Below are 25,251 nucleotides of genomic sequence, written 5' to 3'. Positions count from 1 at the left end.
GGCGCGTCAGTGCGCGATGTGCAGGCCGCACTCGCGGTTGTCTTCGCCCTTGGTCGGGTCCACGTAGTCGAAGTTGTTCGGCAGGCCGTGTTCCACGCAGTAGTCGTGCAGGTCCTTGGACGACCAGTGCAGGAGCGGCGCGACCTTGATGAGGCCGTCGGGGTTGAGGCTGACCGGGTCCATCTGTGCGCGCACGGCGGTGTCGGTGGCGCGCAGGGCCGTGAACCACACCTTGGGCGCCGTCTCGCGCAGCGCGCGCGCAAACGGCTCCAGCTTGACCTCTTCGGTGAACGCAGCGTGGCGCGGATCGTCCAGCGCCGGCGTCGGGCCTTCGACGGCCTCGCGGTGCGCGCGCGACCGGCGCGGCAGGTAGATGTGCAGGTTCAGGCCCAGCAGCCGGGTGACTTCGTCGGCGAAGCGGTAAGTGGCCTCGGTGTTGTAGCCGTTGTCCATCCACACCACCGGCACGTCGGGTTTCGCGCGCGACACCATGCGCAGGATCACTGCCTCGAAAGGGCGAAAGTTGGTGGTGACGATCGGCGTCTGACCCAGGCCGATGGCCCAGTCGACGAGGCCCTGTGCGTTGCGGCCGAGGTCGGCGTTGATGTGTGCGAGGTCGAGGCTCATGCTGCGAAATGCGGCGCCGTCTGCACCGCATCGCCCTGATAGAAGCGGGGAAAACGGTCGAACTGGCGTTGTGCATCGGCGGCGTCGACGCCTTCCTTCAGCACCGCGCTCGAAAAGCCGGTGCGTTCCATCTGCACCAGTTGGTCGATCAGCACATCGCCGGTGGCGCGGATGTCGCCCTGGAAGCCGAGGCGGCGGCGCAGCAGGAATGCCTGGCTGTAGGCGCGGCCGTCGGTGAACTTCGGGAAGTGCAGGTCGATGCGTTCCACGTCCTGCAGGCAGTTCTCGATGGCGAGCGGATCGGCGTCGTTGCCCAGTTGCAGCACTTTCGGGTCGCCGTTGTCGATGTGGTCTTCGGCAGCGACGAGTTGGAGCGTCTTGTTCATGCTGCCGTGGCCTCCACCTTGATGCGCGCCCCGTTGGCCGAAGCCTTGAACGGGTCGTGGCCGACGCGGCGCAGCGTGTCGATGAAGGTCTCGCCGGCGTTGCGGGTGTCGCGGTAGGTGCCGAGCACGGCTTCGATCACCTCGGGCACTTCGGCCGCAGAGAACGAAGGGCCGACCGCCTTGCCGGCTTGCGGCGTGCCGCTGAGCAGCGAACCGTCGGAGCCGCCAAGCGTGACCTGGTACCACTCCTTGCCGTCCTTGTCGACGCCCAGGATGCCGATGTGGCCGCTGTGGTGGTGGCCGCAGCTGTTGATGCAGCCGCTGATGTGCAGGTCGATCTCGCCGAGGTCGTCGAGCTCGTCGAGGTCCTGGTAGCGCTCGGTGATGGCTTCCGCGATGGGGATCGAGCGCGCATTGGCCAGCGCGCAGAAGTCACCGCCGGGGCAGGCGATCATGTCAGTGAGCAAGTGCACGTTGGCACTCGCGAAACCGGCTTCGCGCGCGGCGAGCCACAGCGCGTGCAGGTCTTCGGCATGCACCCACGGCAAGACGACGTTCTGGTCGTGCGTCACGCGCGCTTCGCTGGCGGAGAAGCGATCGGCCAGGCGGGCGATGGTGTCGAGCTGGTCGGCGTCCGCGTCGCCCGGCGCCTGGTGCAGGCGCTTGAACGACAGCGTGACGGCGCGCAGCGCGGGGTTCTTGTGCGGTGCGACGTTGCGTGCGAGCCAGCGTGCGAATTGCACGTCGTCGGCCGCAAAGGCGCGCAGGGCCGCGTCGGTTTGTTCGGCGCGTTGCAGCACCCGGGTGGCGAGCGTCGGCGGCACGAAGGAGGCGGCCACGCGGTCGTACTCGGCTTGCGTGATGGTGTGCGGTGCGCCGTCGTGCGTGAGGATCTGCTGGTACTCGGCCTCGACGTCGTCGATGTAGCGCTGGCCTTCGGCCTTCACCAGGATCTTGATGCGCGCCTTGTAGATGTTGTCGCGGCGGCCGTAGCGGTTGTAGACCCGCACCACGGCTTCCAGGTAATTCATGATCTGGTTCCAGGGCAGGAACTCGCGCAGCACGCTGCCGATGATCGGCGTGCGGCCCATGCCGCCACCCACCTGCACGCGAAAGCCGAGTTCGCCCGCGTCGTTCTTCACGAGATGCAGGCCCACGTCGTGCCAGCCGGTGGCGGCGCGGTCTTCGGTCGCGCCGGTGATGGCGATCTTGAACTTGCGCGGCAGGAAGGCGAACTCGGGGTGCAGCGTGCTCCACTGCCGCATGATTTCGGCAAAAGGGCGCGGGTCGGCGATCTCGTCGATCGCGATACCGGCGCGCTCGTCGCTCGTGATGTTGCGGATGCAGTTGCCGCTGGTCTGGATGCCGTGCATGTCGACCGAGGCGAGCAGGTCCATCACGTCGGCCGATTTGGCCAGCGGAATCCAGTTGTATTGCACGTTCTGGCGCGTCGAGAAGTGCGCGTAGTGCGTCGGCAATTTTTGCGTGCCCAACTTGCCCTGCGTCTGCAGCGCGGTCTTGTAGACGGCGGCTTCGGGCTCGTCGTAGTCGCGGGCAATTGTCGCGAGCACGCGAATCTGCCGGCTCGACAGCTCGCCGTACGGCACCGCCACGCGCAGCATCGGCGCATAGCGCTGCACATACCAGCCGTTCTGCAGGCGCAGCGGCTTGAACTCGTCTTCGGTCAACCGACCGGATTGCCAGCGTTCGAGCTGGTCACGAAATTGCGCCGCGCGCTGATGCACGAAGTGGCGATCGAAGTCTGTGTATTGGTACATCGTGGTGGACAGGTTCTTCTGGAGAACTGTAAAAGCGCGCCATATGGAAACAAACGATTTTCTGGTTCGCGCCTTATGCGGATAAGCATATTCACCAGCGCCCACGCGGGTTGCGGGGCGATCGGGAGCCGATTCTGGAGAAGGAGCGGCCGGTCGGCGCAAACGGCCGAACGGGGATTCTAGAAACAGGGCCCGGACCGTTGCAGTCCGGGGCGCTGGCGCAGCAGGCCGCTTATTGCAGCGTGGTCGGCGCGAAGTCGATGTGCGGCTGCTCGTAATCCTGCACCGGCGGGAGTGCGCGTCGGTCGAGCACCTGGGCTTGCATGCGGTGTTGCATCGCCGTGGTGCCAGCCATCAGGGCCAGCCCATGGCTGGGCAGAGGCCCCTCGGCGGCGGCCACGGCGCGGCACTGCACGCCGTCTTCCCGTTGGAGGATCCAGTAGTAGTGGCCGGGGATGGGTTCGTCAACGATCAGGGCAACACGGTCGAGGTTCACGGCGGGGTCCTTTCGGGATCCAATCAGGAACCTCCGTTGTAACCATCTGTTTCGCTCGCCACAAGCGCACTAATTCACAGTGCGTTGACTATTGTTCGAATCCGACACTCGCCGGCTCAGGAGCTGCCGCGCCCCGCATTGACCAGCGCGGGCTGGGCCCGGTAGTTCTCCGGAAACAGTTTTTTCAAGTCCTCGATCTTGGGCAGATCGTTGACCACGATGTAGCCATGGTTCGGGTGCAGCGTGAGGAAGTCCTGGTGGTAGGCCTCGGCCGGGAAGAACGTCTTTTGTGGCTCAACCGTGGTCGCGAGCGATTTGCCGAAGGTCTTCGCCTGGTCGAGCTGGCCGATGTAGGCCTTGGCGATCCGGGCCTGCTCGGCGTTTTCCGGGAACACGGTCGAGCGGTATTGCGTGCCGGTGTCCGGCCCCTGGCGATTAAGTTCGGTCGGGTCGTGCGCGACCGAGAAATAGATCTGCAGGAGCTTGCCGTAGCTGATCTGCTTGGGGTCGTAGCTGATGCGAACCGCCTCTGCGTGGCCGGTGCGGCCCGAGCCGACCTCGTCGTAGCGCGCGGTGGAGGCTGCGCCGCCTGCGTAGCCCGAGACCGCATTGCTCACGCCCTTGACGTGCTGGAACACGCCCTGAACGCCCCAGAAGCAACCGCCGGCGAAGACGGCGGTTTCGGTCTTGTTGCTGGTCGCGGCGGGCAGGTCGACCGCCGCTGCGGGAACGCGTCGCGCCGGCTCAGCGGAAGAAGGGGCGGCGTGCCACACCAGGGTGGCAGCGGCCACGGTTGCGGCGGCCAATGTCCGTGCTTTCATGTCTTTTCCTTTCGCGCTTCGTCCAGCAGTTGCCGGATCACTTGCTCTGATTTTTGATACTCGCCTTCACCGAAATGGTGAAAACGGATGCGACCCTTTGCATCGATGAAATAGTGGGCCGGCCAGTACTGATTGGAGAAGGCCCGCCAGATGGTGAAGTTGTTGTCCACCGCGACAGGAAACGCCACATCCAGCTCGCCCAGCGCACGCTTGACGTTGTCGATGTTCTTCTCGAACGCAAATTCCGGTGAATGCACGCCGATCACCACCAAGCCATCATCCTTGTATTTGCGAGCCCACTCGCGCACATGGGGCAATGCGTTCTTGCAATTGATGCATGAGTACGTCCAGAAGTCGATCAGCACGACCTTGCCGCGCAACGCTTCCTTCGTCAATGGCGGGGAATTGAGCCACTGCACCGCACCGTCGATCGAAGGCATGTTGCCTTCGACCGGCAAGTCCAGGAGCGGACGTGCTGGGGCCTGCACGGTCATCATGCCGCCTGCGTTGGCTTCGCTGCCGGCGGCGGCCATCGGGCGCTGAAAGCGTTGCAGCATGCGCTGCTCGAGCGACGCCGTGCCTGCGGAGCCGCCTTGCGCCAGCCAGCCCGTGTCCAGGCCGAGCGCGACGGCGGCAACGCCGGCCAGCACCGCGACGCCCAAACCCTTGCGCACCCATTCACCGACGCCGAGCGACTTCTTCATCGCTGCGAAAAATCGGCCGCCAGCCCAAAGGGCGAGTGCGAGGGAGGTGGCTGCGCCGGCGGCGTAAGCCAGCAACAGGAGGGAGGTGCGCACGTTGGCGCCCTCGATGGCGGCACCGGTCAGCACCAGCCCCAGCACGGGACCGGCGCAGGGCGCCCACAGCAACCCGGTTGCGACACCGAGCGCGAAAGACGGCAGCACCGATCCCGAGGCGCCGCGCTGCCGGACCTGTGCGGTTTCGGCGAGGCGTGCGCCCAGGGCCGCGACCGGCTGCAGCAGCCGCGCGCTCACGGCCGGCAGCAGCAGGGTGATGCCGAGCACCGCCAGCACCAGCAGGGCGGCGATCCGCCCGTATTCGTTGGCTTGCATTGCCCACGCCCCGCCGACGGCGGCCAGGCTCGCCACCCCGGCGAACGTCACCGCCATGCCCGCAAGCATGGGCAGGCCGTTGCGCAGGAAAGGCTGATCGACCCGTGCGAAGACGAACGGGACCACCGGCAGGATGCAGGGCGCGAAGAGGGTGAGCGCGCCGCTCAGGTACGACAGGATGAAGAGGGTCATCTCAAGGCTCCGGTTGAATCGTGCGAGCGGGGCGTCAGGCGATGCGCCTTACTTCTTCATCGCGTCCTTGCCCATGGTGTCCTTGGACATGCTGTCTTTCTTCATGCCGTCCTTGGCCATCGAGTCTTTGGACATGTTGTCCTTGGCCATCGAATCTTTCTTCATGCCGTCCTTGGCCATCGAGTCTTTGGACATGTTGTCCTTGGCCATCGAATCTTTCTTCATGCCGTCCTTGGCCATGGCGTCCTTCGCCATGTCGTCCGCGGCGAAGGCCGACGCGGTGCCGAGTGCCATGCAGGTGGCCAGGAGGGTTGCGGTGAGCTTGTTCATGTGAAGTCCTTCAGTTGGGTTTTCAAATCGGCTCGGTTCGGATGAACACGGCCTCGCGCTTTTCGTCGGCAGTCGGGCCTTGTCGGCTCAACTGCCTCCGAACCAGTTGTAGCCCTGGTCTTCCCAGTAGCCGCCTGTGTAGGTGTTGGTGACGAAGATCGCCTGGATGTGCTTGGGGTTCTTGTAGCCAAGCTTGGTCGGCATGCGCAGCTTCATCGGGAAGCCGTATTTCGGCGGCAGCGGCTGGCCGTCGTACGTCAGCGCGAGCAGCGTCTGCGCATGCAGCGCGGTCGGCATGTCGATGCTGGTGAAGTAGTCGTCGGCGCACTTGAAGCCGACGTACTTCGCGGTCGTGTCGGCGCCGATGCGCTGGAGAAAATCGGCGAAGCGCACGCCGCCCCACTTGCCGATGGCGCTCCAGCCTTCCACGCAGATATGGCGTGTCACCTGGTCTTCCTGCGGCATGGCGCGCAGCTCGGGCAGGGTCCATCTCTTCTTGTCGGCGACCATGCCAGTCACCTCCAGCCGGTAGCTGGCCTCGTCGACTTCGCGGATCTCGTCCTCGCCGTAATAGGCATTGAACGGGAACGGGCGCGTGATCATCGAATCCGGGTACGTCGGCGCCATGCGGTTCGGGTCGAACAGCCAACCCTGCACCTCGTCGTTGAGGCGCGAGATGCGTGTCAGCGCGGCATCGACTTGCGGCCGGTCGGTGATGCTGCAGCCGGTGAGCAAGGACAGGCCGCCGAGCGTGAGCGTGCGTTGCATGAAGGCGCGCCGCGCGGGCTGGTCGAGCTGCCTCGCGATGAGCGAGCGGGCTTCGCGCACGACCGCGTCGCCGTCGATGCCCGTCACGGTGGGTGCTTTGAAAATTTTCATGAGGCTTCCGATGCATCGGTGGCGCGGCCGCCGCGGACCATGGTCAGCAGCGTGCGGGGGACCAGCGCCACCATCACGAGGTGGACGGCCACGAAACCGACGATGCCGACCATCGCGAAGAAATGAACGCGGCGCGCAGACTCATAGCCACCCATCAGTTCGCGCAGCAACGGAAACTGCACCGATTTGAAGAGCACCAGGCCCGACAGCACCAGCAGCGTCAGGTCGAGCATCACGAACAGGTAGGCAAGCTTCTGCACACTGTTGTAGCGGCGCGGGTCGGCGTGCGACAGCGTGCCCCTAAGCGCGGCGAGCGCGTCGTGCCACACGGCCCCTGGCGACACCGGAAAGAACTTGCGTGCGAGACGCCCGCTCGTCACGTTGAGCACCAGGTAGACGATGCCGTTGAAGCCGAGCAGCCACATCGCCGCGAAGTGCCACTGCAGCGCGCCGCCGAGCCAGCCGCCCAGCGTGATCGCGCCGGGAATCGCAAGCGGAAAGAAGGGCGCCGCGTTGTAGATGCGCCATCCGCTGGTGACCAGCACCAGCACCGCCAGCGCATTGAGCCAATGGGTGGTGCGCATCCATGCCGGATGAATCGGCGTGCTGCGCAGGGGCGTCGTGGCGGAGGGTGCGGCGCTGTTCATGGAGCGGATTCTTCTGCCGGCCCGCTCCCGGATTCATCACGCAAAGTTCAAAGAATCGTGATAACTCCAGCGCCTGTATCGCGGGACAATCGCGGCATGGACACCCCCAAGCGCGTACTGATCGTCGAGGACGACGCCCACATCGCCGAACTGCTGCGCATGCATTTGCGCGACGAAGGCTATGCCGTCGAGCACGCCGCTGACGGCCATGCCGGCATGCGTGCGCTGGAGCGCGGCAGCTGGGACGCGCTGATCCTCGACCTCATGCTGCCGGGCATCGACGGACTGGAAATCTGCCGCCGCGCCCGTGCCATGACGCGCTACACGCCGATCATCATCACCAGCGCGCGGTCGAGCGAGGTTCACCGCATCCTGGGCCTCGAGCTCGGTGCCGACGATTACCTCGCCAAACCCTTTTCGGTGCTAGAGCTGGTCGCGCGCGTCAAGGCACTGCTGCGCCGCACCGATGCGATGGTACGCAACGCGCGGCTCGACGCGGGCAGCCTCGATCTCGCCGGCCTGCAGATCGACCCGATGGCGCGTGAAGTGCGCGTCGGTGGCAAGGCCATCGAACTGACGCCGCGCGAGTTCGATCTGCTGTATTTCTTCGCGCGCCATCCGGGCAAGGTGTTCTCGCGGCTCGATCTGCTCAACCAGGTCTGGGGCTACCAGCACGACGGCTACGAGCACACGGTCAACACGCACATCAACCGTTTGCGCACCAAGGTCGAGACCGATCCGGCCGACCCGCGACGCATCCTCACCGTGTGGGGCCGCGGCTACAAGCTGGCCGCGCCGGCGACGGCGGAGGGCCACGCATGACGGCCGGCGCCACGCTGTCGCGCAAGTTGTCGATCGTGTTCGCCTTGCTGCTGCTCGCTTGCTGCGGCGCGTCGGCGTGGCTGCAGATGCGATCGAGCGGGCAGTACGAGCAGGAGGTGGTCCAGCGCTTGTCGGGCGGGCTCGCGGCGCGCATCGCTGGCAGCGCCGAGCTCATGGCGCGCGGCGGCCTCAACCAGGACGCGGTGCGCGCGCTGTTCGGCAAGCTGATGGACGTGAACCCGAGCGTCGAGGTCTACCTGCTGGCACCCGACGGCCGCGTGGTGGCGCAGGACGCGCCGCCCGGTCGCCTCAAGCGCGAACGGGTCGACACCGCGCCGATCCGGCGCCTGCTGGCCGGCGAGCGCTTGCCCATCGTGGGCGACGATCCGCGCGGCACCGGCACGCGCAAGGTGTTCGATGCGGCGCCGCTGCAGGTCGATGGCCAGGACGCCGGCTACGTCTACGTCGTGCTGCAAGGCGAAGCGCACGACGCGCTGGCCGCGAACGTGTCGGCCGACAACGTGCTGCGCACCACGCTGTGGTCGATGGCGCTGGTGGCCTTGCTCGGCTTGCTGGCAGGCTTGTCGGCGTTTTGGCTCATCACCCGGCCGTTGCGCGAACTGACGGCGGCGGTCCGGCGATTCGAGACCGACGGCATCGAGGCGCTCGCGCGCGAAGCGCCGACCTTCGAGCGCCTGGCGCGCAGCGGCGGCGAGATCGCGCTGCTCGGGGACGCCTTCGCGCGAATGACGCAGCGCATCACCGAGCAGTGGCGCGAACTCACGCTGCAGGACCAGCAGCGCCGCGAACTCTTCGCCAATATCTCGCACGACCTGCGCACGCCGCTCACCTCGCTGCACGGGTATCTCGAAACGCTGCTCATCAAGTCCGGCACGCTCGACGAGGCCGAGCGCCGGCGCTACCTGGACATCGCGCTCGGCCAGAGCCGCAAGGTCGGCCGTCTCGCGCAGGAGCTGTTCGAGCTGGCGCGGCTCGAATACGGGGTGGTCAGGCCCGAGAAGGAAAGCTTCGCGCTGGCCGACCTGGTGCAGGACGTGTTCCAGAAATTCGAGCTGGCCGCCGAGGCGCGCCAGCAGCGACTCACGCCCGACATCGCGCCCGGCCTGCCCGTCGTGAGCGCCGATCTCGGCATGATCGAACGCGTGCTGACCAACCTGCTCGACAACGCGATCCGCCACACGCCGTCGGGCGGCCGCATCGAAGTGCAGTTGCGTGCGGCCGAGGCCGGCGTGCAGGTGCAGATCAGCGACACCGGGCCGGGCATCCCGAACGAGCTGCGCAAGGGTTTGTTCACGCGGCCCGCGTTCATGAGCGGTGGCCGGGGCGACGGTTCGGGCGGCGGACTCGGGTTGGTCATCGTGCAGCGCATCCTGCAGCTGCACGGCAGCGACATTCGCTTGGTGCAACAGGCCGAGAAGGGCGCGGTGTTCCGGTTCCAGCTGGCGAGCGCCTGAAGGCCGACGCTGGCTAGCGGCACATCGAGAAGCCGCCCGTCTCGAGATGGAAATGGTCGCGGTGCACCGCGTTGTAGTCGGGGCCGAGCACGCCGTCGAAATAGCGACAGGCTCCGCGATGCGCATCGCGCAGCAGCGCCGCGCCCTCATCGGGCGCGGCGCTGTTTTCGTTGGCGGCAGCCCAGTTCTTCTGCACCGAGAAGCGCCGGCCATCGCGCAGCGTCAGGCCGGAGACATCGAGTGCATTGGCCGTGGCGTGGCGGCTGCGCGAGGCGCCGGGCGTTGCGCCTTCGCCGCGGTTGATGTTGCGGCACGCGTAGCTGCCGAGGTGCTCAATGGCGGCCACCGGCTGCCCGAAGCGCTCGGCAGCAGCCCGTTGCAAGGCGTGTCGCTCCCACATGGCGAAGGAGAGCGCCATCGGGCAGCTCAGGGTCAGCGGCGCCCCGAATCGCACGCCGGCCTGGCGCAGCCGAACTGCGTTGTCGAAGCCGCATCCGGGGCCGGTCGTTCGGTCCGGCACCGCGTCGTATTGCATGCCGGTTTGCGCAAGGGCTGCCTTGCAACGGGCCGGGTCTGTTTGGGCGCGAGACAGCTTGAAGCCGGTGAGCGCATCGGGCGGCGCGGTCACGTCGAGCGGCGCCCACGGGTCGTAGCGCGCGGGCACCACGATGGCGCCGCTGTAGAGCCCGAAGGCGAGTGCAGCGGCGGCAAGGGCCAGGCTCCACCCGATGCCGCGTGCGAGAGTGAATTTCATGAGAAGCGAGCTTTGACGCGTGTGTCCGGCGATGTCGTCGGCATTCGACCGACGCGGGGGTCGGAGGTTCGGACGATCATCGACCGCATGAACCACGCACTCCTGATCGCGGCAGCCCTGGGCCTGGCTGCGCTGCCGGCGGCAGCCGATGTCAATCCGCTGGTGGCCGAGCGCTGGAAGACGCGGCCGATCGTGGTGGTCGTGCCGGCGCAGGACGATCCGCTGCTGCGCAGGATCGACGCCGCCCTGAAGCAAACCGCCACGCGCGAGGCGTTCATCGACCGCGAGATGGTGCTCTACACGGTGGCCGCGGGCGATGGTCGCCGCAACGCGGTGCCACTGCGGCCTGCGCAAACGCGCGCGTTGCTGGCGGCCCTCAAGCTCGACGGCGCCGGCCCGCCGACCTTTCTGCTGGTCGGCAAGGACGGCGGCGTCAAGATGACTGAAGGGCCGTCGGTCGATCTCGCGGCGGTGTTCGCGGAAATCGATCGGATGCCGATGCGGCAGCGCTGAGGCTGAGGGTCACGGAGTTGGGCAGGGAGCTGTGGTTTGCTCGATCAAATAACGCAATTTGGCGACGGTGCCGTCCGGAAGCGGTTGGTCATCCGGGCCGATCGTGTTCCGGGTGTAGGTGCAGCCGTAACTGGCAGCGGCCACGGTGGCTGGCGTCACCACGTCATCGCCGCCGGGCTTGGCCCCGCCTTGTTCCCATTTCAGCATCGCATCCAGGGTCTCCGACTGCTCCGCGGCCGTGAAGTCGCAATGCGACGCACCGCGCACGGCGCGTTGCACCAGCCAGTCGGTGTTGCCCTTGGCCGCAACACGCTTCTGGTAGATCTGTTCCATGCTGAACGGCACGTAGTAATCGCCCAGCGTGTGGAGCGTGACCACCGGGATCTTGAACTCGCCGTTGGTCTTCGGAATCCAGCGCAATCCATCGGTGCGCAGGCGGTTCGCATCGGCCGCCGCCGTGATTTTGAGCGACGTCGTATTCAGCGTCGTCGTGGTGCTGGCGTCGCCATCAACCAGATAACTGAAGCGGTTGGTGTCGACCACGCTCTTGTTCAGGATGCCGTTCACGGTGCCGTCGCTTCCGAACACGCTGAACACGACCGGGATGGTGCCGCCGTACAGGTAGCCCTGCCCGGCGATGGGGCGTTCCCCGCCGGTCAGGTTCTTCACGACGCTCTGGAACTTGACGCCCGTCGGCGTGGTGGGCACCAGCGGATTCGAAGGGTAGCCCGTGAAGAGCGCACTGGTCACCAGCCCCGAGATGTCGCCGAAGTTGGCGAACGGGTATTTCGGCACCGAGGCCAGCACCTGCGCCGTGACCTGCGCGCCGGCGAAATAGTCGAACAGCTCCGTGTCGCCGAGCACGCCGCACATCGGCGCGGCGCCGTTGTACTTGATCTTGTTTTTCGCAGTGGCAAACGCTTCGTCTTCGATGGCGGCGGCCGTGATGTGCCCGCCCATCGACACGCCCGTGATGTACACCTTGCTCGGCGCGGCCAGGGTGCGGCCGTTGGCGGCGGCGATCGTGTTGAACTCGAGCGCCAGCGCGTTGGTGTCTTCGACGCCGGCGCGCACGTCGTAGAAATTCTTGCTGTAGCTGGAAGCCGCCCACGCGTAGCCGTTCTGGATGAGGTAGCGGCGCATGCCCGGGGCATCGTCGACGGTCAGCACGCTGCCTTCGCCGCGGTAGCCGTGCGCATACATCACGAGCTTGCCGTTCCAGTCGGCCGGCACCTCGACGTGATAGAGCGCGCCGCCGAGCACGCCGGACCAGCGGCTGGTGGTGGTGTTGTCGACCGTGTCGCTGGCGTCGGTCTTCAGCGCGGCGAAGGTGGTCGCCGAGGCGTCGGCCGCCGACGGTGTAAACGTCCGGGTGTCCTGGATGCGGGTTTCTTCAGGCGCGGGTGCAGGTGCCGGGGCGGGTGGTGGTGCGGGCGCTGGCGTCGGTGCGGGAGCGGGTGCCGCGGCGATCGGAAAGAACGCGCCGTTGTTGTTGCCGCCTCCGCCGCAAGCGGCCAGGGAAAGCGTCGCGGCCACCAGAAGAGGCAGGTGTCTTTTGTCCATGTCTTGTCTCCGTTATTTTTAGGATTGCCTCGCGGCGGACAGAGACTAGGGGGACGTGAATACCTTTGTTTCGGTGCTTTCCCTGATGGAGCAATGGAAGGCGCGCCGTCCTACGCGCTGCCGCTTCTCAGGATGAAACGCGCCGAACCTGCACGGTGGCGGTCATGCCTTCGTAGGCGTCGGCGTCACCGAACCAGCTGCCGGAGATCGGGGCGGCGAGTGCCGGGTCGCGCGCCACGCCGACGCGGATGAGCTGGCTGCTGCTCATCAGGTTGTTGGTTGGGTCATAGGCGACCCAGCCGGCACCCGGCAGGTAGGCGTGCATCCAGGCGTGCGTCGAGCCGGCGCCGGTGACGCCGCTGTCGACCGGGGCGCCGCTGGCGGGCGCGTCGAGCGCCGCGTCGTACAGGTAGCCCGACACGAAGCGCGTCGCCACGCCGAGGCGACGCGCGGCTTCCATCATGAGCAGCGCGTAGTCGCGGCAACTGCCGCTGCCGAGTTGCAGCGTTTCCAGCGGCGTCTGGGTGCCTTCTTCGTCGCGCGCGGTGTAGGTCAGGCTCTTGCCGATGTGCGCGTTCATGCGGGCCAGCACATCGCGCGTGCTGTTCGGCGAATCGGTCTGCAAAAACTGGTGCGCCCAGCGGATCAGCTCGCCCTGCGGATCGTCGTGGTGCGGACGCAGGTAGTGCTCGAGGTCGAGCCGGTCGGGCACCGAATAGGCGAAGGGGAGAAATTCCGCGGCGGGATGCAGCGCGAGCTCGTCCAGGCGCGACGGCACCTGTTCGATGGTGAAGGAGCAGACGAATTTCAACTCCGTCGCCTCGCCCATCGGCTGCACCAGCGCGACCGAATTGGAGTGCGGATCCTGGATCAGGCGGATGTTCGCGTTGGGGCTGACCTTGAGATCGGTGGCCAGCACCCGCAGGTCGTGGCTGTCGCGCGGCCGGAACATCACGCGGTGCAAGCCGAACGTGACGGGCGCGTTGTACCGATAAATCGTGGTGTGTTTGATGTCGTAGCGGATGGCCATCCGGCATTCTCCCCGCGTTGTCAAAGCCGGCGTGTGTCCAAAGATCGCGAAAGTGTGGTTGGCAACGGCAGTGGTTCGCCGTGCCAGTGCGCCGCGAGCAGTTCTGCACACAGGGCGGCGAAGGTGAGCCCGCGGGAGCCCATCGCGGTGCTGACCCAGACGCCGGGCAGTGCGGTTTCGTCGAGTGGGCCGACCAGCGGCCGGCGATCTGCGGAGGCGCAGCGCACGCCGACCCAGGTGTGCGTGCGGCCACCTTCAAACGCAGTCGCCAGCGCTGCGGCGGCTTCGGGGTGCAGCCGGGCGAGGCGAACGCGGTTCACGCCGGTGTCTGCTTCGCGCGGCCCAAGATCGGTGCTGTCGCGGTCGAAGGTCGCGCCGGTCAGCCAGAGCGCGCTGCCGTTCGTATCGGGCACGCGCGCGATCAGGTGGCCATCGCCGTTTGTTGGCGTGGCCGGGAGCGCGGCGAGCCCGGACGCCGCGTGACCCCATTCCACTTGACCCCGCACCGGCTGCAGGGGAAGGGCGGTCGCAAGGGTCGCGCTGCCGATCCCGCCCGCGATGACCACGCGATCGGCGTCGAGCAGCATTGCGCCTGCCGCGTCGACCAGCCGCCAGCCGGCGCCCGCACGTTCGAGGCGCGACACCTGTGCGCCATGGCGCACATCGATGCCCGGCTCGCGCAGCCAGGCGCCGACCAGCGCGCGGGGCCGCACCCACGCCGCGCGCGCGTGCCGGAGCGAGGTCGCGTCCGCCGGGAACGATTCGTTGGGGCCGTCGGCCTGCCAGCCCGCGGGCACCCGCACATCGCCATCGGAACGGCGCTCCAGCACGCCGGTGGCAGCCCAGTCGGTGCCGTGTTCGAGCAACCGCGCCAGTTCGGTCCAGGTGGCGCGCACGCCTGCCCGCGTGAGGCGCGAGAGCAGCGCGTCGTCCGGCGACACGTGGGGCGCGAGCATGCCGACCGGCAAGGCGGAAGCGCCCGCCGCCGCGTGGTCGGCGGCGTCAAGCACCGTCACGCGCCAGCCGCGGCGCGACAGGCTCGCGGCCACCGCAGCACCGGCCAGCCCCGCGCCGATCACCGCGCAGTGGCCCGGCATGTCGATACGTTCCGGCAGCGCACCGCGCCGCCGAACCGTCCATTCGGGCGCGAACACGCCGCGAAGGCAATCGCGCTTGGGCGGCAGGCCCTGGCGTTTTTCGACCTTGAAACCGTTCTGCGCCAAGGCATCGCGCACCGCGCGCGCGATGGTCCAGGTCGCGATGCCGGTGCCGACCCGGGCGAAGCGCGAAACCGCCTTGAGCGTTTCGGGCGACCACATGTCGGGGTTGCACTGCGGGCTGAAGCCGTCGAGAAAAATGCTGTCGGCCTCGAAGCGCTGGGCGCGCAGCATGGGCTGCACATCGCCGACGCACAGCGTGAGCAGCACGCGCCCTTCGTCGAAGGCGAGGCGGTGAAAGCCCGGCAGCAGTCCGTGCCACTGCGCGGCCAGCGCTTCGGCCAGCCCCACGAGTTCGGGGTAAGCCGCCGCGCCGCGCATGAGGTCGTCGGCCCCGACCGGATGGGCTTCGATGGAGACGAAATGCAGCAGCCGTGGGCGCTCCGGGTCATCGCGCCAGGCTTGCCAGGTTGTCAGGAAACTGAGGCCGAGACCGAATCCGGTTTCGAGAATCAGCCATTGCGGCCGATTCGCCCACGCCTCGGGCAGGTCGCAGCCGCCGAGAAACACATGCCGCGACTGCGCGAGCGCGCCGGTTTCGGTGTGATAGATGTCGTCGAAGCGCGCGCTCTGCGGAACGCCGTCTGCACGCCAGGAAACGGGTTCGGTCATGACTTTTCCAGGAACACCGCAGAACCGGCTTTGCCGGGCTGCTGGTGTTGCCCCCGGCGAGGGGGTTGGCGAAGCGACACGAAGTGCGCGAAGACTGGGGGTGAGCTCAGGTCGGCGGGACGTAGCCCTGCACCGCGTCGGCGCCGTCGCCGAAGAAGTGCTTTTCCATCTGGCGCTTCAGGTACTCCCGCGCGCGCAGATCCGCCAGGTTCAGCCGGTTTTCGTTCACCAGCATGGTCTGTTGCTTGAGCCATTCGGCCCAGGCTTCCTTGCTGACGCTTTCCCACAGGCGCTTGCCGAGATCGCCGGGATAGGGCGGGAAGTCGAGGCCTTCGGCTTCCTTGCCGAGCTTGACGCACTGAACCATACGAGCCATTGGATGCCTGCCTTTGATGTCGAGGGGGTGTCTTAGTTGATTTCGCTATTTAGAACTGACAACTCGGTTGTTCCAGTTTCAATATGCCGAATTCAGAATCGGCGGCTTCATTGATATGCATTTTGAGCAGAACACCATGAGCCTTCGCCGCGACTTTATCAAGCTTTCCCTCGCTGCCAGCATCGCCAGCGCCATGGCCCTGACGACCATGGCGTCGTTCCCGGCCTTCGCGCAGGGCGCGGCGCCGGTCACGCTGCTCAACGTGTCGTACGACCCGACGCGCGAGCTCTACGTCGACTACAACAAGGCGTTTGCTGCCTACTGGAAGGGCAAGACCGGCCAGGACGTCACCGTGAAGCAGTCGCATGGCGGTTCGGGCAAGCAGGCCCGCTCGATCATCGACGGCATCGATTCCGACGTGGCCACGCTGGCCCTCGGCGGCGACATCGATGCGCTGGTGACGCACGGCGGCCTCGTCAAGGCCGACTGGCAAAAGCGCCTGCCGCACAACTCGGCGCCCTACACGTCGACCATCGTCTTCCTCGTGAAGAAGGGCAATCCCAAGGGCCTGAAGGACTGGGACGATCTGGTGAAGCCGGGCGTGCAGGTCATCACCCCCAACCCGAAGACCTCGGGCGGTGCACGCTGGAACTACCTCGCGGCGTGGGAATTCGCCAAGCGCAAGTACGGCAGCGATGCCAAGGCGCAGGAATTCGTCGGCAATCTCTTCAAGAACGTGCCGGTGCTCGACACCGGCGCGCGCGGCAGCACGATCACCTTCGTGCAACGCGGCGTGGGCGACGTGCTGCTGGCCTGGGAAAACGAGGCCTCCCTCGCGCTGAAAGAATTCGGCCCCGAGAAGTTCGAAATCGTCGCGCCGTCGATCAGCATCCTGGCCGAGCCCAGCGTGGCCGTGGTCGACAAGGTGGTCGACAAGAAGGGCACCCGCGCCGTGGCCGAGGAATACCTCAAGTACCTCTATTCGGACGAAGGCCAGGACATCGCCGGGCGCAACTTCTACCGCCCGACCGGCGACAAGGCGAAGGCCAAGTACGACAAGCAGTTCCCCAAACTGACGCTGGTCACCATCGACCAGGCGTTCGGCGGCTGGGCGAAGGCCGACAAGGCGCATTTCGCCGATGGCGGCACCTTCGACCAGATCTACACCAACAAGCAGAAGTGATCCGCTTGCACCAAAAAATCGGGTGAACTGCCCCGCGTGTTCGCGACCGTGATGTGCACGGGGCGGGCGGGGTAGGTCTGCGCGTTCACCGCTGGGACGGCTGCGGCGCAGACGAGCGCCAGCGCCAGTTGGAGGAGGGGAGCGACGCGCATTCGGAGCCTTCGAAGAACGAGACAAAGGGCGTGATTTTCTGTGGCGCCTGGTCCCCGCCTACGCCGAAGACGCTAAGCCGTCAAAGTCGGCGAGGGGGTCGTCGCAACGTTCTGCAGCAGCGCGGCCTGTTCCTGCGCGTTCAGTGCGCGGCGAAAGCCCTCGCGCTCCCTGAGTCGCCCCCAGTACGCCGCGACCGCAGGCGTGAATCGAGGCGCCATCCCCAGGTAGTCGGCCAGCATCAGGGCGTACCCGACGGACACGTCGGCTGCGGTGAAGCGGTCGGCACAAAGGTAGGCGTGTTGTGAGAGGTGGGGCTCCAGCGTTCGTAACCTGGCCAGAAACCATTTGGCGTAGTCGTTGGCAACGGCCGGCTGCTTCAAATGCTCGGGCTCGAAGTGCGCGTACCGGAGCACAAGGGTCTGGGGAAACGTGAGCGTTGCCTCGCCGAAATGCAGGTGATTGAGGTAGGCGCCGAAGTGCTCCTCGCCGGCTTCGATCTGGAACGACGTGGGCGTCTTCAACGCGCAGAGGTACTGGCAGATGGCTGCGGATTCGGTCATGCGCGTCGACCCGTCGATGAGCAGGGGAATGGTCCCCAGGGGATTGATCGCAAGGTAAGACCGATCCAGAACCCGTGGCGGAAATGGAAGCATCCTGAGCTCGTACGGGGTGTCGAGCTCTTCCAGCATCCATAGCGGACGGAACGAGCGGGCACTGACGCAGTGGTAGAGAACGATCATGGGCAGCAACTCGCTTCAGGTCGGATGAGGGCAGGCGATGGAGAGGTTAGCCGCTTGCCGGTCGAGCGTCTCGGCTCGCTGAAAATACGGCGATTCCAATTTCAGATCTTTCACCGCCCATGAGCACCTCCGAGATATTCCTGATCGCGATGCTGATCATCTTCACCGCGCCGTACCTCATCTGGCGGCTCGGTCGCACGGAGTACTTCGCGCCCTTGGTGGTGGTGCAGATCATCACGGGCATCCTGCTCGGGCCGGGCGTGCTCGGCGCGCTGTTTCCCGACTACTACAAGTTCGTGTTCAACGCGCCGGTGATCCAGTCGCTCAACGCGATCGCACAGTGGGCCGTGATGTTGTTCGTGTGGATCGCCGGCATCGAGCTCGATCTGAAAAAGGCCTGGGAACATCGCTACGAAAGTGGCGTGACGGCCGGCCTGGCGCTCGGTGTGCCGCTGCTCTTCGGCAGTGTCGCGGCGGTCGGCATGCTGATGTATCCGGGCTGGATCGGCCCCAAGGCGCTGACCTGGCAGTTCGTGCTGGGCATCGGCATGGCGTGCGCGGTCACGGCCTTGCCGATCCTGATCCTGCTGATGGAGAAGATCCAGATCCTGCGGCAGCCGATCGGCCAGCGCATCCTGCGTTATGCGAGCGTGGACGACATCGCGATCTGGGGTGTGCTCACACTGATCCTGATGGACTGGGAGCGCGTGGGCAAGCAGGCCGGGTTCCTGGTCGTCTTCGCGCTCGCGAGCGCCGCGTTTCGCTGGCTCATGGTGCGTATCCCCGAAAAAGACCGCTGGTACGCCGGGCTGATCTGGCTCGCCGCGTGCGGGCTCGGTGCCGACTGGTGCGGCCTGCACTACATGGTCGGTGCCTTCATCGCGGGCGCGGTCATGGATTCGGACTGGTTCGACCAGAAGCAGATGGACTGGCTGCGCCACAACGTGCTGCTGGTGATGATGCCGGTGTTCTTCTTGAGCACCGGCCTGCGCACCAACTGGCAGGTGGGCGGCGGCGCGGTGTTCGTGGTGGCGGCCGTGCTGCTGGTGGCTTCGGTCAGCGGCAAGCTGATCGGTACGCACATCGCGGGCAAGATCCTTCGCTGGCAGCCCGGCGAGGGCTCTCTCATCGGCTGGCTGTTGCAGACCAAGGCCCTCATCATGATCATCTTTTCCAACGTGCTGCTCGACAAGGCGATCATCACGAACGAGGCCTTCACCGCCTTGTTGCTGATGGCCGTGGCGAGCACGATGCTGACGGTGCCGGTCGTTTCGCCCAAGCTCGCGCGCATGAAGGAAATCGTCTTCCGCTCGAAGTAGCGGCACTGCCGACGCTGCAGCCGCTGCGCGTTCGGCCCGAAGCCGCAACAATAGGCGGCTGGAGGACTTTTCAATGTCTCAATTCGAAGTCAGCGACATCGTGCAGCAGTTGCACCAGGTGCGCGATGAATGGCGTGATTCGCAGCGGCGCGCGCGCGATCCGGGCGGTCGTGAATTTCCCTCGCGCGACGCCATGACCCAGGTGGTGGAGTCGCTCAAGGGCGCGCTCTTTCCGATGCGGCTCGGCCCGCCGGACCTGCGGCACGAGAGCGAGGATTTCTATGTCGGGCACACGCTCGACTCGGCGCTGCAGTCGCTGCGCGTGCAGGCAACGCTGGAACTGCACTACGTCGCCCGGCACCAGCCGCGCGACGAGGCGGCGGTCGATCTTCAGGCCACGGCGGCGGTTCGCGAATTCGGCCTCGCGCTCCCTGGCATCCGCCGGCTGCTCGATGGCGACGTGCTCGCGGCCTACCAGGGCGATCCGGCGGCGCGCAGCGTGGACGAAGTGCTGCTCTGCTATCCCGGCGTGCTCGCCATGATTCACCACCGGTTGGCGCATTGCCTCTATCGGCTCGGCTTGCCGCTGCTGGCGCGCATCGTGGCCGAGGCGGCGCACAGCCAGACCGGCATCGATATCCACCCCGGGGCGCAGATCGACGCGGGCTTCTTCATCGACCATGGGACAGGTGTCGTCATCGGCGAAACCGCCGTCATCGGCAAGCGGGTGCGGGTGTACCAGGCCGTCACGCTGGGCGCCAAGCGCTTTCCGACGGACGCCGAAGGCAACCTGCAAAAGGGCATGCCGCGCCATCCGGTGGTGGAGGACGACGTCGTGATCTACGCCGGCGCCACCATCCTCGGGCGCGTCACCATCGGCAAGGCGGCGACCATCGGCGGCAACGTCTGGGTCACCGACCACGTGCCGGCGGGCGCCAGCGTGACGCAGGCCAGCCTGCAGCCGCAATCGCCTTGTTGAGAAGCCGCAAAAGTCCACAATGGCAACCATGACCTCCTCATCGATTCCTCCCCATCTGCTGCTCGCGCCCGACAGCGCGACCGATCACATCCACGGCACCGCGAAGGCGAAGGTGACGCTCGTCGAATACGGCGACTTCGAGTGCCCGTCCTGCGGGCAGGCGCATGCCGCGCTGAAGATCGTGCTGGCGCATTTCGGGCCGCAGGTGCGCTTCGTGTTCCGCCACTTTCCGCTGCGCGAAGTGCATCCGCGCGCCGAGCTGGCGGCCGAAGCGTCTGAGGCCGCGGGCGCACAAGGCAAGTTCTGGCCGTACCACGACAAGCTGTTCGACAACCAGCAGCACCTGGACGAGAAGCACCTGAAGCAGTACGCGCAAGACCTCGGTCTGGACATGGCGCGCTACGAGAACGAGATGCGCGATCACGTCTACCTGCAACGCGTGCAGGAACAGATGCAGGGCGCGACCGCGTTGCATGTGCGGGCGACGCCGAGCTTCTACGTGAACGGTGTTTTTTGTGACGTGTCGTTCGGCCTGGAGCACCTGCACCAGGCCATCGACAAGGCACTTTTGGAAGGTTGAGCGCAATGGAGGCTTTGGACACGTGCGACGTTCTGGTGGTCGGCGGCGGGCCGGCGGGCTCGACCATTTCGGCCTTGCTGGCGGCACAGGGACGCAGCGTGGTGCTGCTCGAAAAGGCGCATCACCCGCGCTTCCACATCGGCGAATCGTTGCTCCCGGGCAATGTGGAACTCTTCGAAAAGCTCGGCGTGCGCGACCAGGTCGACAAGATCGGCATGCCCAAGTACGGCATCGAATTCGTGCCGCCCGACCTCGACTACTGCAGCTACGTCGATTTCTCGGAGGGCTGGGACCCGTCGAAGGATTCGGCCTGGCAGGTGCGCCGCTCCGACCTCGACGAGCTGCTGTTCCGCAATGCCGCCACGAAGGGCGCGACCGCCATCGAAGGTGCACGCGTGAGCCAGGTCGATTTCGACGACCACGGCGCCACCGTGCGGGCGGTGCTCGACGACGGCGCCACGCGCACCTGGCGCGCGCGCTTCGTGGTCGATGCGAGCGGGCGCGACACCGTGCTTGCCAACAAATTCAAGAGCAAGAAGAAGAACCCCCGGCACAACAGCACCGCGCTGTTCGGCCACTTCCGCGATGCGCGGCGGCTCGAGGGCAAGCGTGAAGGCAACATCAGCATCTGCTGGTTCGAGCACGGCTGGTTCTGGTTCATTCCGCTGGCCGACGGCACCACCAGTGTCGGCGCTGTGTGCTGGGCCTATTACCTCAAGGCCCGCGACAAGCCGTTGAAGGACTACTTCTTCGACACCATCGCGATGTGCCCCGAGCTGAACGACCGCCTGAAAGGCGCGACGCTGGTCGACGACGCGGTGCACGCCACCGGCAACTTCGCCTATTCCAGCACGCACGCGACCGGCGACCGCTATCTCATGCTGGGCGACGCTTACACCTTCATCGACCCGATGTTCTCGTCGGGCGTGTACCTGGCGATGCAGAACGCATTCGACGGTGCCGCGATGGTCGAGACGGCACTCGACCGGCCGGCCGAGCTGCGTGCGGCGCGGCAGGCCGTCGAAAAGAAGATGCGCGACGGCCCGCGCGACTATTCGTGGTTCATCTATCGGGTCACGAACCCGACGATTCGCGACATGTTCATGCACCCGCAAAACATCTTCAATGCCAAGCAGGGGTTGATGTCGTTGCTGGCCGCCGATGCCGACCCGGCGCCGGGCTACCGGCGCTCGCTCTTCATGTTCAAGGCGGTCTATTACTTCGTCTCGCTGATCAACTTCAAGCGCACCTGGGCCGGATGGAAGCGGCACAGCATCGCCATCCGCGACGTGGGCGCGCTGAAGGGCGAGACGGTCCTCAGGCCATAGCGGCGCGGCGTGCGCGCTGCGCTTCGTACGCCTTCAGGTGGACGTAGGCGGTGCGCAGCACGGCGGGCACCGCCCCACCAGCGGCGTCGGTCGAGGCCCGCGCAAGCAGGTCGCCGACGATGTGATCCGCTTCCACGGCCGCGCCCCGCGCGATGTCCTTGTACATCGAGGCAGTGAGCGGCAATCCAGCGGTCGTGAGGAGGGTGCGGCCACGCTCCACGGCCGGCGGACGCGGCGCAAAGCCATGGTGCGCAGCGATGGCACTGCATTCGGCGAACAGCGCCAGTGCGACGTCTTGCCCGCCCGCCTCGACGATGTCGCCGACGGTGGCGCGCATCAGGCTCGTGAGGCTCGCCAACGAGGCGATGAACACCCACTTCTCCCACATCTCCTGGAGGATCGTGTTGCTGGCGGTCGCGGCGCATCGGGTGCCTTCGAACTGCGCGGCGATGGTGGCCACGCGGACCGATGCGGCGCCGTCGAGTTCACCGAAGGTCAGGCCGTGCATCTCGCCCATGTGAAGCACGGCGCCTTCGTCGTCGAGCGCCGCCGAAATCATGCAATAGCCGCCCAGCACCTTCTCCTTGCCGAAGCGCTCGGCCAGTTGATCGAGGTGGCGCATGCCGTTGAGCAGCGGCAGGATGACGGTTTCCGGACCGACCGCCGCCGCGAACGATTCCATCGTCTCGGCGAGGTCGTAGGCCTTGCAGCCGACGATGACGACGTCGTAGGGCTTGTCGAGGCCGGCCGACTGTACATGCGGCGGCGATGCCAGGTGAAGGTCGCCCATCGCGCTGCGGATCACCAGCCCGGTGCGCTCGAGCTGCGCGGCGCGGCGGGGCCGCAACAGGAAGGTCACGTCGCGTTGCGCGGCCATCAGCCGTCCACCGAAATAGCCACCGAGTGCGCCTGCACCCACCACGAGAAACCGCATTTGCTGACTCCTGATCTGGAAAGGGGAAGTCGATCATGCGCGTCTTTGTTACTGTTCCCCGTCCCTCACTTTCATCGGAGCCCCCATGAGCCAATTCAAGATCGCCGTCGTCGTCGGCAGCCTGCGCAAGGATTCCTTCAACCGCAAGCTGGCACTGGCGCTCGCGCACCTGGCGCCCGCCGACTTCACGTTCGAGCATCTGGAGATCGGCGATCTGCCGCTCTACAACCAGGACGACGACGGCAACCAGGCCGCTTCGGTCAAGCGCCTGAAGACCGAAATTTCCGCGGCGCAAGGGCTTCTCTTCATTACGCCCGAATACAACCGCTCGTTTCCCGGCGTGTTGAAGAACGCCATCGACCACGCATCGCGGCCGTACGGCCAGAGCGCGTGGGGCGGCAAGCCGGCCGGCGTGATCGGCGTGTCGGTCGGCGCCATCGGCACCGCGCTGGCGCAACAGCACCTGCGCAATGTGCTGGCCTACCTCGATGTGCCCACGCTCGGCCAGCCCGAAGCCTTCATCCAGAACAAGGACGACCTGTTCGACGACAAGGGCCACATCGGCAACGAAGCGACGAAGAAGTTCCTGCAGACCTGGGTCGACAAATACGTTGCGTGGGTCAAGACGCACAACGGCTGAGCGCCGATCGACGCATGCAAAAAGCCCGCGCGAGCGGGCTTTTTGCATGGGCGCGTTGCGCGCTCAGGCAGCGATGGCGGCGTTGTCCTGATTCGCAGCGGCCTTGCCGACCGCTACGTCGATGTCCGAGCGGGCGGACGTCAGTGCGGCGGCCTTCACGGCGTCGCCCATTGCCAGTCCTTCGGCGCGCACGAAGCGCACGTCGGTGATGCCGAAGAATCCGAACACCACCTTGAGGTAGCTCTCCTGGTGTTCCGCGGCCTGGCCGCCGTCGGTGGTCGAGTACACGCCGCCGCGGCTGGAAGCCACGATCACCGTTTTGCCGCCCGCCAGGCCGACGGGGCCCTTGTCGGTGTACTTGAAGGTGCGGCCCATTTGCGCCAGGCGGTCGATCCAGGCCTTGAGCTGGGTCGGAATGCTGAAGTTGTAGAGCGGCGCGCCGATCACCAGCACGTCGGCCGCGAGGAACTGGGTCACCAGCTGTTCGGACACGGCGTTCTCGCGGCGCTGGGCTTCGGTCGGCTCGGCCTGCAGGCCGGTCTTGATGCCGATCGAATTCGCGTCGAAATGCGCCGGCGCATTGACGGCGAGGTCGAGGTGCTTGACTTGCGTGTCCGGGTGCGAGGCCACCCAGGCGGCGACGATTTCGGCGGTGAGCAGGCGGGACACCGAGTGGGCACCCAGGATGGAGGAATCGACGTGGAGCAGCTTCATGATCAATGGCTTTCAAAGAGTCGGCGCTCAAGGTGGCCGGCGTTGTCAGAATTCTATTTTTGTTGCGAGTGGGTGATAAGTAGCTGAAAATCAGTCAGTTCGTTCCAAAAACAGGACAGTCATCGCATGCAAGACCTCAACGACATGGTCTATTTCGCCGAGGTGGCCGAGCGTGGCGGCTTCGCGGCGGCCAGCCGGGCACTCGGCATCCCCAAGTCGCGCCTCTCGCGCCGCGTCGCGGAGCTGGAGGCCCAGCTCGGCGTGCAACTGATGCAGCGCAGCACTCGCAGCCTGTCGCTTACGCCGGCCGGTGAGATCTACCTTCGCCATTGCGCCGCCATGCGCGATGCGGCGCAGGCGGCGTCCGAGGCGGTCGCCCAGGTGCAGACGGAGCCACGCGGCACGGTGCGTTTCAGCTGCCCCGTCACGCTGGCGCAGAGCGCCGTCGGGCCGTTGCTCCCCGAATTCATGCGCCGCTATCCGCTGGTGAAGGTTGACATGCGCGTGTTGAACCGGCCGGTCGATCCGGTGGAAGAGGGCGTCGACCTGGCGCTGCGGGTGCGGCCCGTGATCGAGGACAGCACGACACTCGTGGCGAAATCGTTCGGCCTGAGTCGCGGGCTGCTGGTCGCGGCGCCCGATCTGATCGCGCGGCAGGGGCCGGTGAGCGTGCCGGCCGATCTCGCGAGGCTCGATGCGGTGGCGATGTCGGCCGTCGACGGCCGCTCGACCTGGCGCCTGGAGGGGCCCAACGGTGCCGTGTATTCGCACACGGCCGCGCCGCGCTATCTGGTCGATGATCTGGCGACGGTGCGCTTCGCGGTGCTGGACGGCATCGGGATGGCGATGCTGCCCGACTACATGTGCCGCGACGACCTCGCCGCCGGTCGTCTGGTCACGCTTCTGCCCGAATGGGGGCTGCCGCCCGCGATTTCGCACTGCGTCTTCCCGGCGCGCCGCGCGCTGATGCCGGCCGTGCGCCATCTGATCGACTTCCTGGCGGCGCACCTCAACGCCGACGAGCCGCACACCCCGACGCCGGTCGTTATGCGAAAAACGCCATATTCAAACAATTAGATATTCGTTTGTT

Annotated in this window: 27 protein-coding genes; 10 read left to right on the top strand and 17 right to left on the bottom strand. The window is 66.3% G+C overall.

What is annotated here, in order from left to right; all coding sequences use genetic code 11:
- Positions 1 to 6: 6 nt before the first annotated feature.
- From AX767_RS20430 to AX767_RS20390, 9 genes are all read right to left on the bottom strand, one after another.
- Complete coding sequence (locus AX767_RS20430) at positions 7 to 627, bottom strand: phosphoadenosine phosphosulfate reductase domain-containing protein (RefSeq protein ID WP_068633066.1); 621 nt, start codon at positions 625 to 627, stop codon at positions 7 to 9.
- Entirely contained in the window at positions 624 to 1,013 is a 390-nt protein-coding gene (locus AX767_RS20425; RefSeq protein ID WP_068633064.1) for a DUF934 domain-containing protein, read from the bottom strand. The genes AX767_RS20430 and AX767_RS20425 overlap by 4 nt, the downstream gene beginning before the upstream one ends.
- Positions 1,010 to 2,791 (bottom strand): nitrite/sulfite reductase, encoded by a 1,782-nt coding sequence (locus AX767_RS20420; RefSeq protein ID WP_068633062.1) that lies wholly within the window; start codon positions 2,789 to 2,791, stop codon positions 1,010 to 1,012. The genes AX767_RS20425 and AX767_RS20420 overlap by 4 nt, the downstream gene beginning before the upstream one ends.
- Positions 2,792 to 3,023: 232 nt before the next feature.
- A complete protein-coding gene (locus tag AX767_RS20415; RefSeq protein WP_068633060.1) occupies positions 3,024 to 3,287 on the bottom strand; it encodes a hypothetical protein in 264 nt (87 codons plus the stop codon).
- 116 nt (positions 3,288 to 3,403) lie between these two features.
- Positions 3,404 to 4,108, bottom strand: coding sequence for a peptide-methionine (S)-S-oxide reductase MsrA (msrA, locus tag AX767_RS20410; protein WP_068633058.1), 705 nt, complete (start codon positions 4,106 to 4,108; stop codon positions 3,404 to 3,406).
- On the bottom strand, positions 4,105 to 5,373 hold the full coding sequence (locus AX767_RS20405) for a cytochrome c biogenesis protein DipZ (protein ID WP_068633056.1): 1,269 nt from the start codon (positions 5,371 to 5,373) through the stop codon (positions 4,105 to 4,107). Before AX767_RS20405 ends, msrA begins: the two co-directional genes overlap by 4 nt.
- A 48-nt stretch (positions 5,374 to 5,421) precedes the next feature.
- Complete coding sequence (locus AX767_RS20400) at positions 5,422 to 5,703, bottom strand: pentapeptide MXKDX repeat protein (RefSeq protein ID WP_068633054.1); 282 nt, start codon at positions 5,701 to 5,703, stop codon at positions 5,422 to 5,424.
- Between the two features lie 87 nt (positions 5,704 to 5,790).
- Positions 5,791 to 6,582 carry a molybdopterin-dependent oxidoreductase gene (locus AX767_RS20395; protein ID WP_068633052.1) on the bottom strand — a complete coding sequence of 264 codons (792 nt, stop codon included), beginning with the start codon at positions 6,580 to 6,582 and terminating at the stop codon, positions 5,791 to 5,793.
- Positions 6,579 to 7,229, bottom strand: coding sequence for a cytochrome b/b6 domain-containing protein (locus AX767_RS20390; protein ID WP_068633050.1), 651 nt, complete (start codon positions 7,227 to 7,229; stop codon positions 6,579 to 6,581). Before AX767_RS20390 ends, AX767_RS20395 begins: the two co-directional genes overlap by 4 nt.
- A gap of 96 nt (positions 7,230 to 7,325) precedes the next feature.
- Between AX767_RS20390 and AX767_RS20385 the strand changes: the two genes are divergently transcribed.
- Positions 7,326 to 8,051, top strand: a complete 726-nt coding sequence (locus AX767_RS20385; RefSeq protein WP_068633048.1) for a response regulator transcription factor — start codon at positions 7,326 to 7,328, stop codon at positions 8,049 to 8,051.
- Positions 8,048 to 9,526: a sensor histidine kinase gene (locus AX767_RS20380; RefSeq protein ID WP_068633041.1), complete on the top strand. Its 1,479-nt coding sequence runs from the start codon at positions 8,048 to 8,050 to the stop codon at positions 9,524 to 9,526. Before AX767_RS20385 ends, AX767_RS20380 begins: the two co-directional genes overlap by 4 nt.
- A 13-nt stretch (positions 9,527 to 9,539) precedes the next feature.
- On the opposite strand, the gene AX767_RS20375 is transcribed toward AX767_RS20380, so the two are convergent.
- Positions 9,540 to 10,280: an extensin-like domain-containing protein gene (locus AX767_RS20375; RefSeq protein ID WP_068633039.1), complete on the bottom strand. Its 741-nt coding sequence runs from the start codon at positions 10,278 to 10,280 to the stop codon at positions 9,540 to 9,542.
- Between the two features lie 87 nt (positions 10,281 to 10,367).
- Between AX767_RS20375 and AX767_RS20370 the strand changes: the two genes are divergently transcribed.
- Positions 10,368 to 10,793 (top strand): DUF4174 domain-containing protein, encoded by a 426-nt coding sequence (locus tag AX767_RS20370; RefSeq protein WP_068633958.1) that lies wholly within the window; start codon positions 10,368 to 10,370, stop codon positions 10,791 to 10,793.
- 9 nt (positions 10,794 to 10,802) lie between these two features.
- Here AX767_RS20370 and AX767_RS20365 read toward each other — a convergent pair whose 3' ends face one another.
- From AX767_RS20365 to AX767_RS20350, 4 genes are all read right to left on the bottom strand, one after another.
- Positions 10,803 to 12,356 carry an alpha/beta hydrolase gene (locus AX767_RS20365; RefSeq protein ID WP_068633037.1) on the bottom strand — a complete coding sequence of 518 codons (1,554 nt, stop codon included), beginning with the start codon at positions 12,354 to 12,356 and terminating at the stop codon, positions 10,803 to 10,805.
- A 127-nt stretch (positions 12,357 to 12,483) separates the two neighbouring features.
- A complete protein-coding gene (locus tag AX767_RS20360; protein WP_068633035.1) occupies positions 12,484 to 13,386 on the bottom strand; it encodes a transglutaminase family protein in 903 nt (300 codons plus the stop codon).
- A 20-nt stretch (positions 13,387 to 13,406) separates the two neighbouring features.
- On the bottom strand, positions 13,407 to 15,215 hold the full coding sequence (mnmD, locus tag AX767_RS20355) for a tRNA (5-methylaminomethyl-2-thiouridine)(34)-methyltransferase MnmD (protein ID WP_068633034.1): 1,809 nt from the start codon (positions 15,213 to 15,215) through the stop codon (positions 13,407 to 13,409).
- A 106-nt stretch (positions 15,216 to 15,321) separates the two neighbouring features.
- Positions 15,322 to 15,591, bottom strand: coding sequence for an oxidative damage protection protein (locus AX767_RS20350; RefSeq protein WP_068633032.1), 270 nt, complete (start codon positions 15,589 to 15,591; stop codon positions 15,322 to 15,324).
- A 136-nt stretch (positions 15,592 to 15,727) separates the two neighbouring features.
- Here AX767_RS20350 and AX767_RS20345 point away from each other — a divergent pair, with 136 nt between their 5' ends.
- Positions 15,728 to 16,774 (top strand): sulfate ABC transporter substrate-binding protein, encoded by a 1,047-nt coding sequence (locus AX767_RS20345; RefSeq protein WP_068633957.1) that lies wholly within the window; start codon positions 15,728 to 15,730, stop codon positions 16,772 to 16,774.
- A 224-nt stretch (positions 16,775 to 16,998) separates the two neighbouring features.
- Here the strand turns inward: AX767_RS20345 and AX767_RS20340 are convergent, their stop codons facing one another.
- Positions 16,999 to 17,667 (bottom strand): glutathione S-transferase family protein, encoded by a 669-nt coding sequence (locus AX767_RS20340; RefSeq protein WP_068633030.1) that lies wholly within the window; start codon positions 17,665 to 17,667, stop codon positions 16,999 to 17,001.
- Positions 17,668 to 17,786: 119 nt separating this feature from the next.
- Here AX767_RS20340 and AX767_RS20335 point away from each other — a divergent pair, with 119 nt between their 5' ends.
- The 4 genes from AX767_RS20335 (at position 17,787) to AX767_RS20320 (ending at position 21,873) form a co-directional block, all read left to right on the top strand.
- Positions 17,787 to 18,986, top strand: coding sequence for a cation:proton antiporter (locus AX767_RS20335; RefSeq protein ID WP_068633028.1), 1,200 nt, complete (start codon positions 17,787 to 17,789; stop codon positions 18,984 to 18,986).
- 73 nt (positions 18,987 to 19,059) lie between these two features.
- Entirely contained in the window at positions 19,060 to 19,965 is a 906-nt protein-coding gene (gene epsC / locus AX767_RS20330) for a serine O-acetyltransferase EpsC (protein WP_068633026.1), read from the top strand.
- Between the two features lie 28 nt (positions 19,966 to 19,993).
- Entirely contained in the window at positions 19,994 to 20,545 is a 552-nt protein-coding gene (locus AX767_RS20325; protein ID WP_068633956.1) for a DsbA family protein, read from the top strand.
- Between the two features lie 5 nt (positions 20,546 to 20,550).
- Complete coding sequence (locus AX767_RS20320; RefSeq protein ID WP_068633024.1) at positions 20,551 to 21,873, top strand: NAD(P)/FAD-dependent oxidoreductase; 1,323 nt, start codon at positions 20,551 to 20,553, stop codon at positions 21,871 to 21,873.
- On the opposite strand, the gene panE is transcribed toward AX767_RS20320, so the two are convergent.
- On the bottom strand, positions 21,863 to 22,807 hold the full coding sequence (panE, locus tag AX767_RS20315; RefSeq protein WP_068633022.1) for a 2-dehydropantoate 2-reductase: 945 nt from the start codon (positions 22,805 to 22,807) through the stop codon (positions 21,863 to 21,865). The genes AX767_RS20320 and panE overlap by 11 nt on opposite strands.
- Before the next feature lie 85 nt (positions 22,808 to 22,892).
- Here panE and AX767_RS20310 point away from each other — a divergent pair, with 85 nt between their 5' ends.
- On the top strand, positions 22,893 to 23,447 hold the full coding sequence (locus tag AX767_RS20310; protein ID WP_068633020.1) for an NADPH-dependent FMN reductase: 555 nt from the start codon (positions 22,893 to 22,895) through the stop codon (positions 23,445 to 23,447).
- A gap of 63 nt (positions 23,448 to 23,510) precedes the next feature.
- Here the strand turns inward: AX767_RS20310 and AX767_RS20305 are convergent, their stop codons facing one another.
- Positions 23,511 to 24,161 carry an FMN-dependent NADH-azoreductase gene (locus AX767_RS20305; RefSeq protein ID WP_068633955.1) on the bottom strand — a complete coding sequence of 217 codons (651 nt, stop codon included), beginning with the start codon at positions 24,159 to 24,161 and terminating at the stop codon, positions 23,511 to 23,513.
- 126 nt (positions 24,162 to 24,287) lie between these two features.
- Here AX767_RS20305 and AX767_RS20300 point away from each other — a divergent pair, with 126 nt between their 5' ends.
- Positions 24,288 to 25,238, top strand: coding sequence for a LysR family transcriptional regulator (locus AX767_RS20300; protein ID WP_068633019.1), 951 nt, complete (start codon positions 24,288 to 24,290; stop codon positions 25,236 to 25,238).
- Positions 25,239 to 25,251: the final 13 nt, after the last annotated feature.

Source organism: Variovorax sp. PAMC 28711 (assembly GCF_001577265.1).
GTDB lineage: Bacteria > Pseudomonadota > Gammaproteobacteria > Burkholderiales > Burkholderiaceae_C > Variovorax.
Note: the sequence above shows the minus strand (reverse complement) of the source record. Positions and strands in the feature narration are given on the sequence as shown.